Origin of the sequence: Methanosarcina soligelidi (assembly GCF_000744315.1) — an archaeon.
Lineage (GTDB): Archaea > Halobacteriota > Methanosarcinia > Methanosarcinales > Methanosarcinaceae > Methanosarcina > Methanosarcina mazei.
Genome location: NZ_JQLR01000001.1, coordinates 3,711,095 through 3,728,917 on the forward strand (window position 1 = coordinate 3,711,095; position 17,823 = coordinate 3,728,917).

At 37.7% G+C, this 17,823-nt stretch carries 11 protein-coding genes and 1 tRNA gene; 5 read left to right on the forward strand and 7 right to left on the reverse strand.

The features are described 5' to 3' along the window. Nucleotides 1–159: 159 nt before the first annotated feature. The 3 genes from M886_RS15885 to M886_RS15895 form a co-directional block, all read right to left on the reverse strand. Nucleotides 160–723, reverse strand: a complete 564-nt coding sequence (locus M886_RS15885; protein WP_015410968.1) for a helix-turn-helix domain-containing protein — start codon at nt 721–723, stop codon at nt 160–162. A gap of 627 nt (nt 724–1,350) precedes the next feature. Then, nucleotides 1,351–3,645, reverse strand: coding sequence for a CDC48 family AAA ATPase (locus tag M886_RS15890; protein ID WP_015410969.1), 2,295 nt, complete (start codon nt 3,643–3,645; stop codon nt 1,351–1,353). Between the two features lie 86 nt (nt 3,646–3,731). After that, entirely contained in the window at nt 3,732–4,388 is a 657-nt protein-coding gene (locus tag M886_RS15895; protein ID WP_011032203.1) for a flavodoxin family protein, read from the reverse strand. Nucleotides 4,389–4,676: 288 nt separating this feature from the next. Here M886_RS15895 and M886_RS19430 point away from each other — a divergent pair, with 288 nt between their 5' ends. After that, on the forward strand, nt 4,677–4,805 hold the full coding sequence (locus M886_RS19430; protein WP_268745867.1) for a hypothetical protein: 129 nt from the start codon (nt 4,677–4,679) through the stop codon (nt 4,803–4,805). Between the two features lie 19 nt (nt 4,806–4,824). Here the strand turns inward: M886_RS19430 and M886_RS15900 are convergent, their stop codons facing one another. Then, nucleotides 4,825–5,052 (reverse strand): winged helix-turn-helix domain-containing protein, encoded by a 228-nt coding sequence (locus tag M886_RS15900; protein WP_011032206.1) that lies wholly within the window; start codon nt 5,050–5,052, stop codon nt 4,825–4,827. A gap of 208 nt (nt 5,053–5,260) precedes the next feature. Between M886_RS15900 and M886_RS15905 the strand changes: the two genes are divergently transcribed. Together M886_RS15905 and M886_RS15910 are read left to right on the forward strand one after the other, a co-directional pair. Next, nucleotides 5,261–6,310, forward strand: a complete 1,050-nt coding sequence (locus M886_RS15905; protein WP_048051487.1) for an integrase — start codon at nt 5,261–5,263, stop codon at nt 6,308–6,310. A 406-nt stretch (nt 6,311–6,716) separates the two neighbouring features. Further along, nucleotides 6,717–6,801, forward strand: a tRNA-Leu gene (locus M886_RS15910). A 344-nt stretch (nt 6,802–7,145) separates the two neighbouring features. Here M886_RS15910 and M886_RS15915 read toward each other — a convergent pair. Together M886_RS15915 and M886_RS15920 are read right to left on the reverse strand one after the other, a co-directional pair. Continuing rightward, nucleotides 7,146–7,949: a hypothetical protein gene (locus M886_RS15915; protein ID WP_048051488.1), complete on the reverse strand. Its 804-nt coding sequence runs from the start codon at nt 7,947–7,949 to the stop codon at nt 7,146–7,148. Between the two features lie 41 nt (nt 7,950–7,990). Continuing rightward, complete coding sequence (locus M886_RS15920; protein ID WP_084685108.1) at nt 7,991–8,776, reverse strand: tetratricopeptide repeat protein; 786 nt, start codon at nt 8,774–8,776, stop codon at nt 7,991–7,993. A gap of 2,087 nt (nt 8,777–10,863) precedes the next feature. Between M886_RS15920 and M886_RS15925 the strand changes: the two genes are divergently transcribed. Then, entirely contained in the window at nt 10,864–11,205 is a 342-nt protein-coding gene (locus tag M886_RS15925; protein ID WP_152558052.1) for a hypothetical protein, read from the forward strand. Between the two features lie 429 nt (nt 11,206–11,634). Here M886_RS15925 and M886_RS15930 read toward each other — a convergent pair whose 3' ends face one another. Next, nucleotides 11,635–12,435, reverse strand: coding sequence for a DUF2971 domain-containing protein (locus M886_RS15930; RefSeq protein WP_160173171.1), 801 nt, complete (start codon nt 12,433–12,435; stop codon nt 11,635–11,637). Between the two features lie 2,240 nt (nt 12,436–14,675). Here M886_RS15930 and M886_RS15935 point away from each other — a divergent pair. Then, nucleotides 14,676–17,606 carry a TOTE conflict system archaeo-eukaryotic primase domain-containing protein gene (locus M886_RS15935; protein ID WP_152558053.1) on the forward strand — a complete coding sequence of 977 codons (2,931 nt, stop codon included), beginning with the start codon at nt 14,676–14,678 and terminating at the stop codon, nt 17,604–17,606. The last annotated feature ends 217 nt before the right edge of the window (nt 17,607–17,823 follow it).

The following is a 17,823-nucleotide window of genomic DNA, read 5'->3' on the forward strand; positions in this document are numbered from 1 at the left end:
CTCTGAACCACACATATTATGATAATTTGATCATTTCAGACAGGTCAAGCACTGAATTAAACTAAGGATTCAGGTTTAATTGAATCCTAGTATATAACTTATGTGTTTCCCTGCTCAAACTCAACTCCTGAACTCATGAAAAAAGAAAAAGAAATTAACTCATTGACCCTGAAGGAGCTTCATCACGTCGTGTTTTGTTACAACTCCCACGACTGTTCCTTTTTCTACCACAAGTACAGCAGGATTTCCTTCGAGTATATGCGAAACTACTGAAATAGATATTCCGGGAGATACTGTAGGGAATGACTCCCCCATTATCCCTGAAACTTTCAACTGAGAGATTGGTTTTTTCTTGCTCTCGCCCATCAGCCTTACAATCATATCTTCAGAAACACTGCCAACAGGTACACCCCTGTCAAGCACGGGAATCTGCGAAAAACCATGAACATGCATAAGGTTCACCACTTCTTCTACCGAGTCTTCAGGCGAAACATGAAGAACCGGGGAGTGCATAAGGTCCCTTATAAGAATCTGCCTTTCCTTTTCAGCTTCCTCAAAAGCATCAAGAATTTTCCTGACCGTTGAGAGTCTCGGGTCTACGTCTCCAGATTCTATGCGGGCTATAAGTGGCTGGCTTACACCTGCTCTTTTAGCCAGATCGCTCTGGGTAAGCCCGAGTTCATTTCTTCTTTTTTTAAGATCTTCGGGTGTTGGAAGCAGCATATATATTACCGATAGTAATTATTATATTTAATGCCATTGGTTAACATAATTTTAAAAGTTTATATATAAATTGCTTCCGCATGCCCTTAATTCAGATCCGGAATTACTATCTGTAACAGGTTGTCAATAATAAATTTAATTAAAAAATTAACCATGTTTTAACAAAAATAGCATGAAGACATTATTAGAGAATTTATGGCGCATAGATAAAAAAGAGCCTGGAGGATAAAAAATCTTTATTGAAGATAAAAAATAGAGAGTTGAAATATAAATCTAAATAGAAACATAAATATAAATATATATTTATACATACATATATACATATAAACATGAAGGGACAATAGAAGTAACTAAAGTCAAACAAAATAAACCGATGAGCAGGCAGAGACAGGAAAATAACAAAAAATTCAAAGAAGGAAATAAAAACAGAATTTTCCCCTTGAGCCTTTTCACCCGTATTCAGATACAATCGGCAATATGAATTCAGACAAAACCTGCCATACAAATTCAGATATAACCTGCCATAAGAATTCAGGTACAATCTGCAATATGAATGCAGGTATAACCTGCCATACGAATTCGTGTACGATCTGCAATATGAATGCAGGTATAACCCATTATCTGTACTCAGATATAGTAAGGGCTCTCTATTTCCTTCGATTTTCTTTTTCTCAGCTCTCCTCTTATTGCCTGGTAATATTTCATTGTGTCCGGGGTGACCGAAGGCCCTGTCTCTTCAATTGCCTGAAGGAAGTGTTTTTGTCTGACGTTTTTTGCATGCAGATCTTCACGCAGAGCATACCGTCCCGCTTTTTTGCATACAGCTGCAATATCCGCACCCGTATACTGGTCTGTAAGAGAAACAAGTTTTTCAATATCAACGTCTTCTGCAAGAGCCATATTCTCGGTATGTACCCTGAAAATCTCCCTGCGTGCCCCCTCATCAGGTACAGGAACAAGGATCAGCTCATCAAAACGCCCAGGCCTGAGAAGGGCAGGGTCTATCATATCAGGACGGTTGGTTGCCCCGATTACCACAACAGCCCTGAGCTCTTCAAGCCCGTCCATTTCCGAGAGGAGCTGGTTAAGGATTCTTGCTGTGACCTGAGGCTCACCTGTGGAAGCCCCGCGGACCGGCGCAAGGGAATCGAGTTCATCAAGGAAAATTATAGACGGAGCGACCTGTCTTGCGCGCGTAAATACCTCTGCAATCCTTTTTTCAGACTCACCGTACCATTTGGAAAGGAGATCACTTCCTTTGGCTGTGATGAAGTTAGCATCGGACTCGTGGGCAATAGCTTTTGCAAGGAGGGTTTTCCCGGTACCCGGAGGGCCGTATAAGAGCACGCCTTTAGGAGCTTCAACCCCTATATTCCTGTAAGACTCTGGACTCTTCAACGGCCATTCCACAGCCTCTTTCAGGAGCTCTTTTACCCCTCCAAGCCCTCCCACGTCATCCCAGCCAATATTGGGGACCTCTATCAGGATCTCTCGTATGGCAGACGGCTGGACATCTTTCAGGGCATTTTCAAAGTCTTCCCTTGTGACCTGAAGGGAATCGAGTATCTCACCCGGGATTTCAGGCTCGTTGAGGTTGATTTTCGGCAAAATACGCCTCAGAGCACTCATGGCTGCTTCCCGGCACAGTGCAGCAATGTCTGCCCCCACAAAACCGTAGGTTATCTGGGCAAAATCCATAAGATTTACGTTGTCCGCAAGGGGCATCCCTCTTGTATGAATCTGGAAAATCTCAAGCCTGCCTTCCGTGTCCGGAACTCTGAGCTCAATCTCCCGGTCAAACCTTCCAGGACGACGGAGTGCGATATCTATGGCTTCAGGGCGGTTGGTAGACCCTATAACAATCACATTCTTGCGGGCTTTAAGCCCGTCCATAAGGGAAAGAAGCTGGGCGACCACCCTCCGTTCAACTTCACCCGTGACCTCAGCCCTTTTAGGGGCAATAGAATCAATTTCGTCCAGGAAGATAATCGCAGGAGCATTCTTTTCTGCGTCCTCAAAGATCTCCCTTATTGCCCTCTCGGATTCCCCATAGTATTTTGACATGATCTCGGGGCCGTTAATTGAAATGAAATAAGCATCCGATTCATTAGCAACGGCTTTTGCAAGCATAGTTTTGCCCGTCCCGGGAGGGCCATGAAGCAGCACTCCCTTGGGAGCGTCGATTCCGAGCCTGTCAAAGAGCTCAGGGTGTTTCAGAGGCAGCTCTATCATTTCCCTGACCTTGCCAATGGCATCTTTAAGCCCGCCCAGGTCTTCGTACATTACAGTTGGAATGTTTTGCTCAGGAGTTATTTCCGTTGCTTCCGGCAGAAGTTCCACCTGCGTCATGTCCGTAATCTTTACTATCCCGGACGGAGATGTGGATACAACCTGAAGTTTTATTTCCCCAAGACCGAAAGATTGCCCAAAACCCTGTCCGAAGAAGTCCTGGAAGAAATCCTCGAACATGACCCCCTTGCCGAAAGTTTCCCTTTCCCGCGACCTCCGAAGGCTTGTGGTAGAGATAAAGTCCCCTTTTGAAACCGTGCGGTTCATGAATACGGCTTTGAGGGTCTCACTGGGAGCGTAGATCTGCATGCCCTTGGCTACAGGCGCAAGGGTCACACTCTTTGCTTCTTTCCAATCAGCTTTGCGGATGTCCACATATTCCCCTATGCTGGTCTTTGCATTCATACGGATAAGCCCGTCCATGCGGACAATATCAAGCCCGGAATCACTGGGATACGGACGCCCTATCAGAGCAGAAGTTGATTTTCCACCTCTGATTTCCACAACATCAAAAGGTTTCAGTCCCAGTTTCTCCCGGAATTTCTCGTCAATCCGGACAATTCCTTTTCCCACATCGCGTTGATCGGCTTCTGCAACCTTAAGTTTTATAGTGGATTTATCCCCCTCAGTCAAATACTCCCCTCCATCTCGATCAGTAAAATGCTGCCCAGCAAAACTTGTAAAATAGTGAAGATTAATCTGGTGCTTTCAGGGCAGTTTTAGCCCTTATTACTTACTCTTTTTGCCTCCTCATCAAGCTTTTTCAGGCTGGTTGGAATAGGGTTTTCTTTCAGAAGCTTTGCGAAATAAGTAAGGTTATGCACCATGTACCTCGCTGTCCGATTAGTATAAAGGTGTCTTTCCCCTCCTGCTTCTATATAGCTGGGACCCGGACCTGCATCTCCAACCCAGTAGCAGTCCGCATTGGGAGGCACGGTACATCCGAGGTGCGTGAGGTTGTAAAGTATGGTAGAACATACATCATGTGCCCCGTCTTCATTTCCCGTAACCATGACCCCTGCAACCTTTCCGTATAAAGGATACTGCCCGGTTTCTGGATCTCCTTCCATATATGTCCCATCCAGCCTTTCGATCACCATTTTGGCTACAGAAGAAAGTACTCCAAACCAGATAGGGGTAGCTATAACCAGAATATTGCAATCTTTTATTTTTTCAAGTATGAAAGGCCATTCATCCCCGTTTCCTTCATCCGAAGAAACCCCGAAAGCTATATTGTAGTCAACAACCCGTATGACTTCACTACCAACACCAAGTTCTTTAAAAATAGCCACAGCCTTATCAATCAGAGCATGGGTGTTCGATATCTGTGGCGATTTTTTAAGTGTGCAGTTCAAAAAAAGTGCCTTTATCGCCATAATATATATGTTTCTAAAAGCGGTTATATATACGGGGAAGTAAAAATGTTTAGAAAAAGTATTACTGAACTAATATAATTATAATTAAAGATATTTTAATTAACTGCCATATATCACCAGGGTGCAGGATTGCTTCTGATCCTGAAATTTATCTGATCTGATTTTCAGCCAGATTTTCAGCCAGATTTTCAGCCAGATTTTACCATTAAGCTCGACAAATAAAGAGAGAATAAGTAAAATTCAGAGATCCAGAGCCTGAAAAAATACAATAATTTAAAGTATATAATCTTGAAAAAGAAAAAAGGGCAATTTAAGGACTCTGTATACTGTACTTATGAAAAGGAAAAAAGTAGAAAAATTGAGCCGATAACCTGGTCAAAAAAAGAATTAAAATTAAAAAAGAATAAAAAAAGTTAAGTTAAAGAAAAAAATATGCTTATAGCTTAAGTTCTTTAGCCATTTCCTGGAAAACTTTTCCCTTATCAGTCGTTATAAAAACACCGTTTTCATGCCTGATAAGCTCTTTTTCTTTCAACATTTCCAGATACTTCTGAGCAATGTTAAAGTTCAGATTTACTTCATAAACAATATGTGTTTTCTTTGCCCCGTTCATCGCCACTCTTAAAATATCTACTGCAATATCTGTCCTGCTTCTTCTCTTCAATACTAACTCCTCCCCCACTGTGATTTGAAGTGATCTTTGTAAGGATTAACGCTTTCAAAATATATTAAAGCGTATCTTTTTGTAGGTAACAAAGATTCTAATTCTTTATCGTTCTCCTTTCTATATAACGATATCAGTATTATATAAAGTATTAAGTTTGAAAAAGAAAAAATTTAACCTGAAGTTTTTGTGGACAAGATAAAGATTAATGACCCTTCATATAAGAAAACTACCCTGTTTCGGCAGAAAAAGGACTGAAAAAGAGAGAAAAAAAACCTTTATTAATCTGATAAACCAGATTCAGAAGAGAAATGATAAAAGTGGGCCCGCTGAGATTCGAACTCAGGATCCCCGCCGTGTAAAGGCTGTATTCGACCAATGCGACCAGTTAAACCCTTTAAATTCAAGAACTGATTGCGATAGCACCTTACAAGGAAATTATTTACCAACAACAGAGACTAGTGAAAAAAGCTTAACGCTCAATAGTATATGGGATGAACATAAAGATTTTGTCAAAGATTGGTTGAGCTATAAAAATATATCGGCAAATACCCAGAGAGACTATCTTAACGCCCTGTTAAAATTCTTTGAAAATAAAGTTGTAAATAAACCCATAGAATTTAAAAGTATACCCTTGAAGGATAAAGAAGAACGTGGGTTACGCAATTTGTTTAACTATTTTGAAGATAAAGAAATCGATGAGATATGCGGCTACAGCCTTGAAAAATGGAGACGATTTATCAAGATCAAAAAATCAGGCGTCGTTGAAATTTACGTAAATAATGAAGAAATCAAAAAGGGATATGAAGAATGCCCTGAAGAGATGAAATTAGTATATAGCTTATTGGTCTATTCGGGAAACCGCTTAACTCATATCCATCGAATGCTTGAAAACTTCGATGAACGCAATATAGTTATTGAAGGTGAAGTTGCCCACTGTCCAACTTCTTATTTATCAAGCGGTACAAAGAAGACATTTCACCTATTTTTCCCTGCTTCATATATTCCTGAATTAAGGAAACTATGCAGGCTCAAGTCATATTGTAGCGTCATGAAAGAAATCAGAAGCGGACGTGTAACTGCAAAAACCATTCGAAAATGGCATTTAAACCTCATGATTAAGGAAGGGATTACAGAAAGCGTAGCTGATTTCATTCAAGGTAGGGCATCCGTTACTGTGGGAAGTGCTCATTACCTAAATAAAGTGCAACAGGCGACAAATCAGTACAGTAGGCTTATCGGGAAACTCCCCATATAATTTCAGTAAATAAATAGTATAAGTAATGTTTTAGTAGTTAGGACTTAAGCAGTTGAACTGAAAGATTAACTGCTTAAGTCCTAAGTAGTTTAAGCTGTGCTCTATTTAGTGCAGTACCTTCATCACCAATTAATTGAGTTATGGTTGTTTTTACTCTTTTTCAAATCCCTGGTTAGTAAATTTTAGTGTCCGACTGTTTTCGGTAACGACCCTAACCACATGGTATGGAGCTCCCGATGGAATATCGGCCTCAATCTCCAGTGTCACAGTCACTTTTGAACCTATTAACCCGGCAAGATGTGAGATTACTTCATCAGCTATTCTTCCAGCATCACGGCCTACACGGGCTGGATCAAGAATTTAACATAGAGGACTATATTTCATTTAACAGTAAACAAGCCAACATGCGAGAGTTGCCCAGCCAGGTCAAAGGCGCCAGATTCAGAGTCTGGTCTTGTAGGAGTTCGTGCGTTCGAATCGCACCTCTCGCACTCAAACTTTGGGATATAGGTATCTCAAAAAAACGCAACGCAAGTGTGTGAGTTATGCACAACCATATCTTTTCTAAAGTTGCCTTAACTAAGAAACATTTTACGATTGTAAAAAGAGATCCTCAGATCATAGATGAGGATAAGTTCAGATTTGATATGTTCATAATCCTCATTAAATAGCTCCGAAAAAAGTTAAGGATTAGCTTAGTGGTGGAGCGTCTGAGGTAAATGAATAGGAGAAAATATAGAAGAGGGATTTTTAGCGGAGTACTGCCATTGCTTGGGCAGTTAGCCCAAAACTATTGTGGTCAAAAAATAACTAATCCTTATCATACCCAATCTAACTAAATTATAGACTCTTTTGCTATTGGAATTATTTGTTTTAATATAATATTCTCTTCTTTTATCACATTTTCAGTGTTTATTGCCTTTTTTTTATAAGACTCGTATTCTTTAATTGGGTCAAAAATACTGAAAAAATTTACAAACATAAGCATAATCGCAGGAAGTAATAGAGGACCTAATAACCCCCCTATTATACCAAGTATTATTGCACCCAGTATAAATTTAACAGGATCAAAATCCAAACCCGAACCCGAAAAAAATACGTTATAAAACCAGAAACAGCCATAAATAATTATTAGTGGTGTAAAAACCCCCAAAACCACATTAATTAACATATCTTTGTGATATTTACGGCGTTTGTTAGATAATTCGTATGAGGTATCTTTTAATTTTTTTTCATTAGATATAATACGATCTTCTGAAGACGTCACCGTGTTTTTGATTGACAATTGAATTTTCCTTAATTCTTCATTCGCTGAAGATGCAAGTTGTAAAGCATCAACATAATCAAAATAAGTATTCAAACTTAATTTTGAATAAATTTCTTTTATTTTATGTTTGATGCTATTATATAATTGCACTTCTCCACTAGATGCATAATTTCCAGAAAACCATTTTTCCATCTTTTTCATGTATTTTTCCAGATTAGATACTTTAATCTGGACATTTTTTTTTGTTTCTTCAAGTATATCATTAAGTAAAGAATCTATTTGAGATCTAATTTTTTTGAACATCGGATCTATTGCCGCTTTTACAAAATAATTTCTATCTCTCGATATTGCATATCTAAGAGATGAAATCATTTCTTTTTTCTCAAGGTTTGATATACTATCACCTCCTATAATTATGGAATTATCTCTTCAAATTTCAGTCTTGCCGGTCTTAACTTCTGAGCTAAGTAAGTAGAATAATGGTATTGAAATTCCGGTTCTTCAGGAGATGTTTTAATGGCTAATTTTATGTATTCAATTGCTTTTTCCAGATCTCCCAAGCAAAAATAGACGCGACTAATCAATGAAAGACTATAACTTTTATAATCATTTGTACGAGCATTTTTATAAGCATACTCAAATCTATCGAGAGCATTTTTCAGGTCATTCATTTCTAGGTATGCATGACCCATTACAATATATATTCTATAATCCAGTGGATTGATCTCTACCGCTTCTTGTAATTTTTTCATACCTTCCTTGATCATTCCTACCTTTAGACTATTAATCCCCATATGCAACTTTTCTTCTGAAAGTGTAGCCTGTGAGTTTTTAATCATATCTCCAATTCCTGTCAAAACCCCTAGCTGTTCTTCCATTAGCCACATAGTTTCAGAATGTTGTAATTCTAAAACATCCACAATTTCCCTTTGAGAAGAAACAATTTCCCTTAAAGAATGAGATATTTCGCTATTTTTTTCCTCTAAGCGAGATATTTTGCCACTCATTTCATTAAAATTGCTTGACAACTCTGTCCCAATTTCATCAGCTTTTGAAACCAGATTATTTATCGCGGATAGTTGTTTATATCCCATTTCTGTAATCGCATTCGTGGTTTTTTCTTGAGATTTAATGGGACATGAACTCGAATTATGATTTCCACCACAATGAAAGCATTTAAACATAATTTGTCCATCCATTTAAATAGTCCAACTTGTCCAACATTTAAAGTTATTTGCTTTAATATAATGCTCAACGTTATAGAGCCAGATATTATATTTTAATGAGTTAAGCTTGGTTTCCTCAAAAATCTTATAAATCTCTTAATCACTTTTTGCATGTCCGTATAAAAAATCAGACTAATATAAGAGAAATTTAAAGACGATGTATTATAATGTTTTTATTCGGTTTTATAGAAAAGACAGGTATTTTTTTGAATCTTCAATTTTTTTCTAATTTTTCCTTTATTTTTTCCTATATTCCAGATATGACTGCTTGTTTATGTGTATTTTTCATTTTGCTAAAAAGCCAAATAAACTTGGTAATTTTTCCTTAAATCTTAACCTTTTCCCCAAAACCAAGTTTTCCCAAGCCTTAACCCTTTCCAATTTGAGCTATATCACCAAATTTTACTAACATATGAAAATTAATTAAATTTTACAATTCCTTTACAGCCTCTCATTAAGCTATTTTTACTATATTATTGTAAAATTTACAATTGCTCTTGTTGCCGTTTTACTATTCTACTGTAAAATTTACAATTTCTTCTGATGCTGTTTTACATTTTTACATGTAAATTTACATTTTTACATTTTACAGTAAAAACATACACATTTTTACTTTTGACTTGAAACCAAAGCTTCCCACTCATTCACCTTCTCCCGAGCACAACATGAAAAGAATCAAAAGGCCTGATTAGAAAGGCCTCAGAAACATTGGGTCGATGTATTCGGTTGCTCCGTCCCCTTCCTTAAAACCGAATTCGGTATTTCTGAAATTTTCTTTGCTCTGAAATCTGGCTGAAATTTTTAAACAAAAAAGAGGCAGTTTTAACATTATATAAAAAGTTACAATGTTAGACCAACCTTGGATTAGATGTGGCAGTATTGGCATAGAAGTTTTGTTATCAGTAGAAACATATAGTAAAACGGCATGTTTAGATGAAGTGGGAAAAATAATTGAAAAGAATTACTATGAATAGACAAGGCTTAACTTGAACATATGAACTGAAAGTGAAAAAACAGAGTAAAAGAAAAGTTGATTATAATTCCAAAACAGTGGGCTCTGAGGAATGATCTTGCAGACCCTGCAGGATAAAACATCCGGACTTTTTATGCTGATCTGATCAGAGATCTTAGATACAAATTCTGGCTTAATCTCAGGCTCACCATAAGGATTTCACACACATCCTTGTATGTTCCCATTCAAGAAAATATATTATATACATGCGATTTAAAATAGCATAAAGATAAAAATAAAAGTATTTTTGTGCACCTATTCCCGCCACTCCCATAGAGAGTAATCCTTCCTTGTGGAAGATTCAATCTAATCTCTTCCAGAGCCATATCTTAGCAACACAGCACCGCACAGCCTAGCACAAAGGCACGTATAAGCCCATATAGGGCACTGATAGAAGAGTATAAGAATAACCCACACATGCACATAGACAGTATAGAGAGCCTTATAATAGAGCCACTATCGAGCCAAAAAGAGCACAAACAAAAAAGACAAAGTGTACTGTGGTGAAAAATGTAAAGAGGATAATTACAATAAGAAGAGAAGGGACGAAAGGAAGGAAAAGAGGGAATCCCTCAATTCAACCACTTAAAAAATTTATACCTCAAGTATTCCAGAGTCTTATTGAAAAAACTAAATTTATATACCCCAGGTCCCTTTTTCTAAACTGTTGCTCTAGAGAGTCCTGAATGTCTCTGTATAGGATGTCGAATAAACATGAACTATATCAAAAGACATCAAATCAAAAGATATCAAATCAAAAGACATCAAAGAGACAGAAAGAAGCGCATGAAGACGCTATAAGCAGAAAGCTAAAAGCGCATGTTAATGCTTCGAAGTAAAAAACGCATAAAGTAAAAAACACATATAAACTTCGGAGTGTGAAATCACGACTATTGAGTTTGAACCAAGGGAGCTTTTAGAGCTCATTATGGTTACAGTCGTTCTCGCAAGAATGATGATGTAATCACAAACAGGGCTCTCCGGACATCACTTTTTTTTGAAAAACATATAATATAAAAAATGAATTTTCAACTAGCGAGGTAAACTTATGACATTTGAATTAAAAGTATATTCTCGAAGAGATCATAGATACATGTATTATCGCATTGAAAAGATTGAAAATGGATGGGACATAAAATATCTGCAAACACGCTTTGATACTTCCGTGTGTGATAAAACTGGAGCTCCAAACTTATATAAACAGTTAAATCAGGATTCAATAAACTATCCTAAAGATCTAGGGAACTATATGGAGTATCTATGGGACCAAGCTACCGAAGAAGACATGACTGATACAGAAATACAAGACCACCTTAACGAACTTGGAGCATGGATCAGTACAGTAGAAAAAGAATCACCCAAAGGAACTTTGTGGGAGGGTTATAACTAATACACGAGCCTATCCCAAAACTCAGAGCTATGTCACCGTATCTGGAATTTGGAATAATCAATCACTCTTGTAATATAGAAAATAGTTTTCAAATTCTTATGATGTCGAATAAATACTGGTTTTGGGATAAGCTCTATGATCAAGTTTCTAACCAAGCACATAAATTGTAGGTACCTGTGAGTGTATATTCCAGTGTATGTGGAAATGAAAAAAAAGTTTCTGCACTGAAAATTAAGCAATTATAATATGATAATGAATTTAATGGCCCTGTTTGATATATATATGCAAAAATAAATATAATTATTATAGCAATTGGACTAGCTAAAAACAAACTATTTACTAAATTATTGAAAACATGCTTATAAACTTTTTCAATGTCTGCAATTTGTTTCATTATACCTACAGTGACGGTGTGATATAAATTGCAAATTATGTTAAGCTCTGAATATATTCACCAAACTCTGGTATTTTTTCGATTTTAACTGTATCTCTGTCTGAAGTTTCTATCGATTTATAGAATTCTACAGTAACTTCATAATTTTCTCGTATAGTTTTGTAGACTAATTCCGCATTTTCACGGGTTATCCTCGAGCCAAAAATGATTCCTCTTAGATCACTTTCAAAATAATTAAGTATATCATTTTCAAGTACGTGCCTGCTATAGATTATTCTGCATTCCTCTTCGAATATATAATCGTTTTTTTTTGTACGTCCACGATCAAATGCTTGGGTGTGTCTATAATTATTTGACATATCTATTGCATCCGGATCATTAAATGAAGGCACGTATATTACGTCATAAAGTGGACATACTACTCCCTGTTGCGTAAATATGTACTTATTGTAGTCTCCGGGATTCGTTTCCTCGATATACTGAAAACAAAGGCAAATACCTTGGTGATTATCAGCATGCTTCTCCCACATTTTACGACTATTACATGTTTTACTAAAACAGCAAACTCTAGTCAATTTTTTTACTTTTTGATAGTAGGTATAAATATTCCCTTCTTTTTTTACAGTTCCATTATTTACATAATCGTTTAGTATCTCATTTGCTTTAGAAGGATCACACTTCTTCTTCAAAGCGATCAATTCTATAATTTTTTCTTCCGTCATAGTCTCATATATCATGATATTGAAATCATCATTATCTTCAAATGCATCTGGATCCCTAAAATATAATTGTTTATGAGACAAATTATCTACTGTGTGATTGTCATCGTGTTTCAAAATATGCTTGTACTGAAAAACTAAATTTTTATTTGTCATATAAACCACTGAGTAAATACTGTATTTCTAATACAAATACTTTAAAAATAAAACAACATTGATTTACTGGAAATACTTCATTGTTTTACTTTGTCTGTTTTACCTATGCTTCTCTGAATTCAATTATTCCATAGTATACAGGAATGTACAGTATTCCACCGCTTAGGCCATGGGAAAATGAAAAGCCACTCAAAAAATACACATAGGAAGTATGGTAACCGATAGCGAGAGACACGATTTAACCGTATTTGTTTTCGTTCTGACTTCCTTAAAAGCTTATAAGAAGTGAGGCGAAAATCAGCCTTTTATTCAGGCTTAACTAAAATAAGAATGTGAATTCTTTTGATATGCATGACCTTTCTTTTTATCGAATCCTGCCAGACCGGGACATTTCCATTATCCAGAAAGGGCAGTTTTTTATCCTATACGGGAAAGTTCACCATTGTGATTATCCAAAAATCAACTACTCTCTAACAGTATAACAGCCTAAAGAGAAGACCATGCAGGCAGGAAGGGAAAAAAGACCAAAGAGAACAGAATAGAGATTTTAAAAGAGTGAGCCACAAAGGGCAGGCTTAAGAACCCTTTCTTTCGAAAGTTAGTAGCCGTCCTTAAGCCTTTCATATATATGTTTCAAGGGAATAACTATCCTGTAGGTGTAAGCAGGATAATTCTTCATTTTTCCAATTAGTAATATAAAGTATAAAATATTAAAAACAAACGATAAAACCATTTCAGATGATATAGATAGATAAATAGATAGATTCTGATAGATATATCATATATACATATGGTATATCAGCAATTATCTACCGTCTTTAGACCTTTTTGCAAGGAAAATTAGTGACCGATTCTAAGGCGATTTAAGACCTTTTTTATTTTGTGCCTTAGTGGTTTTAGTCCTGTCCTGTCCTGAAGTCCTCACAGAGAGCCTGAATTAAGCCCTATGCTATCCTGAGAGAATTATTATCAAATCTCTATGATGAGCGAAGCACCGCACCGCCTGCCAGAGTAGAAGTAAGGTCTTCCTGTCAGAGTAGAAGTCAGAGTAGAAGTCAGAGTAGAAGTCAGAGTAGAAGTCAGAGTAGAAGTCAGAGTAGAAGACAAACTGCTGGTCAAAGGAGGAAACAACTTGTGCTGTGTTCAATGTGGAGTCACCTCCATGTCAGCAGGAAAAACAGATTATTATCAAAAAACCTGCGTACCAGGTCGTCAATAAAGCTAAAACTTAACAGTACTGCTAAAACCACCCAGGAAAAGTATACAGTAACTGCTTTTTACAGCTTCGGAACTCCGAAAGGGAACCCGAACACATAAAAACGTTATCAGTAAAGATTTATGTTTCCGAAAAATAAAAGGCTCAAAAGCAGACTAAGCAGGCTATAGAGCCGTTTTAAATGCTTTATTTAAGAAAAGAAGGACTCTAAGCCCTGTGATTAAATAGAATACATTGTATGTGACGAAAGGGAGAATAATAAGTACACTGTTAACTGTTTTTTACCCCTGTTATACTAAAAAGCATAACATGAGCAGTTTTTAACACCGGCTACTTTTTTATTCTGTTATGAAAACAGAAACATGATTGATATTTAAATAGATACTATTTAATAAAACTAATTCAGCCCCCATCTATAAAAATTAAATCGCTTACGCCCAGGGCATGTATAGTATTAATTTTCAATTCTTGAGTTTCAACTGTCTAAAAATATGTAAAGTTTGTTTTACATTTTGTTATAAATAGTTAACATTGCTATACATGCACAGAGTATTAAATTCTTTCAAAAGAGCGTTTGCCTTTTATATGCTGACCCTAGAGTTCTTAGTATGCAACCGGAAAATGTTGTTTATGAAAGCGGAAACATAAAAATCCTGAAGTGCAACCGGTGCGGGTATACGTGGCCGCAAAGGTTCCCAAACGTAACACCGAAGAACTGCGCGAATAAAAAATGTAACAGTCCACTCTGGGACAAACCGAGAAAGTACAAACTGAAGAACAAAAACTAACAAAAGAAAAAGAAAAAGAAAACAAAGGCAGAAGACAGTTTTATAGTTTGGCGACCCTAAAACTGCTTCCTGCGGACTGACTCAATAGTAAGAGTAAGTTAAAAACCATCTCACAATGGAATATTTATTACTTTTTTTCTATTTAGTCTTTTCGCTTGATGGTGAAAAGTTTCCCCCCTTTGTTTTCGGGAAAAATGATGAAGATGAAAAGATTAAGTGAAAGAAACCCAACACAGAAACCTATAGAAGCCTGTCCTCGGAAGAGTCAGGACAGAAGGACTGTTTCAGCTTGGGAAATATACGAGATGTTCCAACAGGGACATATAGAAGTTTTTAAAACCACAAGGGCAGGAGCTACAACTTCCTTAAACGCAGAATCGGGAAACAGAGATGAAAAGTTTACTTGTATAGTTCCCACAAATAAGATAGCGGACGAGACTATTGTAAGGGACTCTATAAACTTCTGTGAGAAGCCGGGACTCGATGTTATACATATCCAATCTAACATGAACTGTATAAAAAATCAGGAACTCTGCGAAGAATACCCCGACCTTAAGGAATTGCAATACCTGCCACTTGCGGATAAGTGCGAGGACTGCGAGCACTATGATTACTGTCCTATCACAGCCCCGGAGAGAAGACCAGAGGCAAAGGGATACGTATTAACTTATGCTAAGATCGCCGCCTTAGAGCTTGCGGTAATGTTCCGGGAAGGGACGACCGCAGAAAAGATATTAAACCGTATTGCAGGAAGCAAGAATATTATCCTCGATGAAGTCCACGAACTGCAATACGGCAGGCAACAGGAATACATAGTCTATGACAGCAAAAACGGATACAGGACAGACTTTAATAAATATAACTCTGCCTGTCAGGACTTCGAATATATCAAGAACGTTATAGAGCAAATGAAAGCAATAGCAGAGGACGACACTTTTAAGATAAAAGTTCATGAAGTCCTCGGAGGCGCGGAGAGTCCGAAATACTGGAACCACCGCCTTAGTCTTGATTATCAGAATCCAGCTTTCAAGGGACAGGAGAGAGCCGCAAGAGGAAAGGAAACAGCAGGCTTTATTAAAGACCTTATCGAGCTTACGAAGCACAGAGAGGACTATAATCTAAGTATGGAGGAAGTTAAAGCCCTTCTCCAATTTAACGCAATCGGAAAAAGCCAGAAGCTGTCTATCAATGCTATCAAGGATAGAGGGATTATTCAGATAAAAGTATCCGCTCTCGATTTCTTGTATGTGGACACTATAAGAAACTTTACCATGAGTATGCAGGGAGAAGGCAGGCGAATAATATTAACTACTGCTACCTTTTGCAGTAAGGACTATTCAGATTTTTTTATTGGGAAAGTCTCACCTCTTAGAATCACATTCGGCAGACAAGGTGACCCGACAAACAATAATGAAAAAATGCTGATTCTTGCAGATAATAAGAAGTATAACGCCATAGGCGACAGGTCACGCTATAAGATGCGCCCTGAAATTATCAGCAGATGTATAGATATTCTGGAATCCTACGAAGGCGAGGAAGTCCTTATAATTGCACTGAGCGAGAGGGAAGCCCGAAGTATTGAAAAAGGACTCAAGGAAGCAGGAAAGCCCCACCCTGTAATTTATTATAAAGGCTCGGATACTATCGGAGTAACAGCGAAAGCCCGGATAATGATTGCTATAGGAATAGCAAACAAACCCTTAAACGCCTTCGACTCAATCACCGAAACAGTAGATGAGTCTAAAAAACTTTTATACGAGTCGGTACACTGCGACACATGGCAGGCTTGGAGCAGAGTAAAAGACCCAAACGGAAAGAACCCCTCTGTAGTATTCGCCCTTGGATGCTGTATAGACGATGTAAGAGCCTGTGTTAAGTGGGGATTTAACAGGCAGATAACCGGGATAGAGGAACACCGGAACGGATGCAGGAACAAATTAACCATAGAATATGAAGGTTCAGGAATTACTCAACCAAAAATAATTCACTGCAAAAACTTTGAAGAGATGGTTACCCATGCAGGAAACCACCGTCAACTGTCTAAAAAAGTCTTTCTAAATTCAAAGAACCGTCTATGTAATATTATAGACGGTTTTTCCGATTTTGAGAGCAAAGTTTACACAGTTAACGAGGAATTCATCAAATTAATCATTAACAGGGAAGATCTTTATAAACTTTATAACCCTGTAACAACTCGATATTTTGATGTAAAAAAGAGCATTTCCAGCAAAGACATTAAAGACCACCTTTCCGGGAAAATGACTATAGGAGGCTACCAGATCGACAACAATACCAATCTTGTAAAATGGCTTTGTTTCGATGTGGATGCACACCCTAAGCCGGAAGCAACAAAGGCAGAGATAAAAGCCTGTATAGAGGAAGCAGAGAAGCAGAAAGGACAGCTTGAGGAATTCCTGAATAAGTTGAACATTCCTTTTGTTCTGGAACTTTCAGGAAGGGAGCACTCTTATCACTTCTGGATATTCCTTAAACCTGTGGACGCTTCAGCCGCTTATGCTTTTGGCAGGGACATTATAAGGGAATTGGGATATAAGCCGAATACTGATATAGAGGTATTCCCGAAGCAGGAGCACATAAACCCGGACGAGTTCGGGAACTTTGTTAAGCTACCCCTCGGAATTAAAAGCGGGCAGAAGTCGAAGATAATGCAGGGTGGGAAGTTTCTTCGGAAGATTTCAAACCTTGAGATAAAATTCATTGATATTGCAGGTTACAAGGCTTATGTAGACGAAGCGAAGGAAGCTCGGAAGAAAGCCGCCAGAGCCACAGAGAATCCCACAGTAAACACCGTAAGCATAGGAGAGTACAAGGTTAAGCCCTGCGTTTTAACAGCTTCTAAGATGCTGTTACACGGTGAGGGAGATGCAGGAAACTTCACCCGCGTATTCATAGCAAGGGAGCTAATAAGCGCAGGGATGCAACCCGGAGATATCTGCAAGTTCTTTGAAACTCAGCCGGACTATAACAAAGAAAAAACCCTGTACCACATCGGGCAGATAATGAAAAAGGATTATCCCCCTATACCCTGCCACACTGTTTATGAGAAGGTTAACAACTTTATAGGCTGTGAGGACTGCCCGAACTTCTGGAAGTGTGGAGTTTATTGACTCCCTCTTCCCGGCACTTATCCGACACTTTCCAGCCCTTACCCTGTAGGCATGGCGGTAGGGAGTGACCGAAGGGAACGGGTGTCTGACCCTACAGATTGATACCTAACTATCAATAGGCTTGGTTGTTAAAAATTAGTTTTTACCTCCAAATTCTAATCATATATCAGAAAATGCAAAGTTACATAAATATTTAGTAACCTTTTGTTTGATATTA

Bases quoted from the DNA above. Each gene is read 5' to 3' on its own strand.
- M886_RS15905 (WP_048051487.1), top strand. From the start codon at position 5,261: ATGACCCTTCATATAAGAAAACTACCCTGTTTCGGCAGAAAAAGGACT.
- M886_RS15915 (WP_048051488.1), bottom strand. From the start codon at position 7,949: ATGATTTCATCTCTTAGATATGCAATATCGAGAGATAGAAATTATTTT.
- M886_RS15920 (WP_084685108.1), bottom strand. From the start codon at position 8,776: ATGGATGGACAAATTATGTTTAAATGCTTTCATTGTGGTGGAAATCAT.
- M886_RS15925 (WP_152558052.1), top strand. From the start codon at position 10,864: ATGACATTTGAATTAAAAGTATATTCTCGAAGAGATCATAGATACATG.
- M886_RS15885 (WP_015410968.1), bottom strand. From the start codon at position 723: ATGCTGCTTCCAACACCCGAAGATCTTAAAAAAAGAAGAAATGAACTC.
- M886_RS15895 (WP_011032203.1), bottom strand. From the start codon at position 4,388: ATGGCGATAAAGGCACTTTTTTTGAACTGCACACTTAAAAAATCGCCA.
- M886_RS15935 (WP_152558053.1), top strand. From the start codon at position 14,676: ATGAAGATGAAAAGATTAAGTGAAAGAAACCCAACACAGAAACCTATA.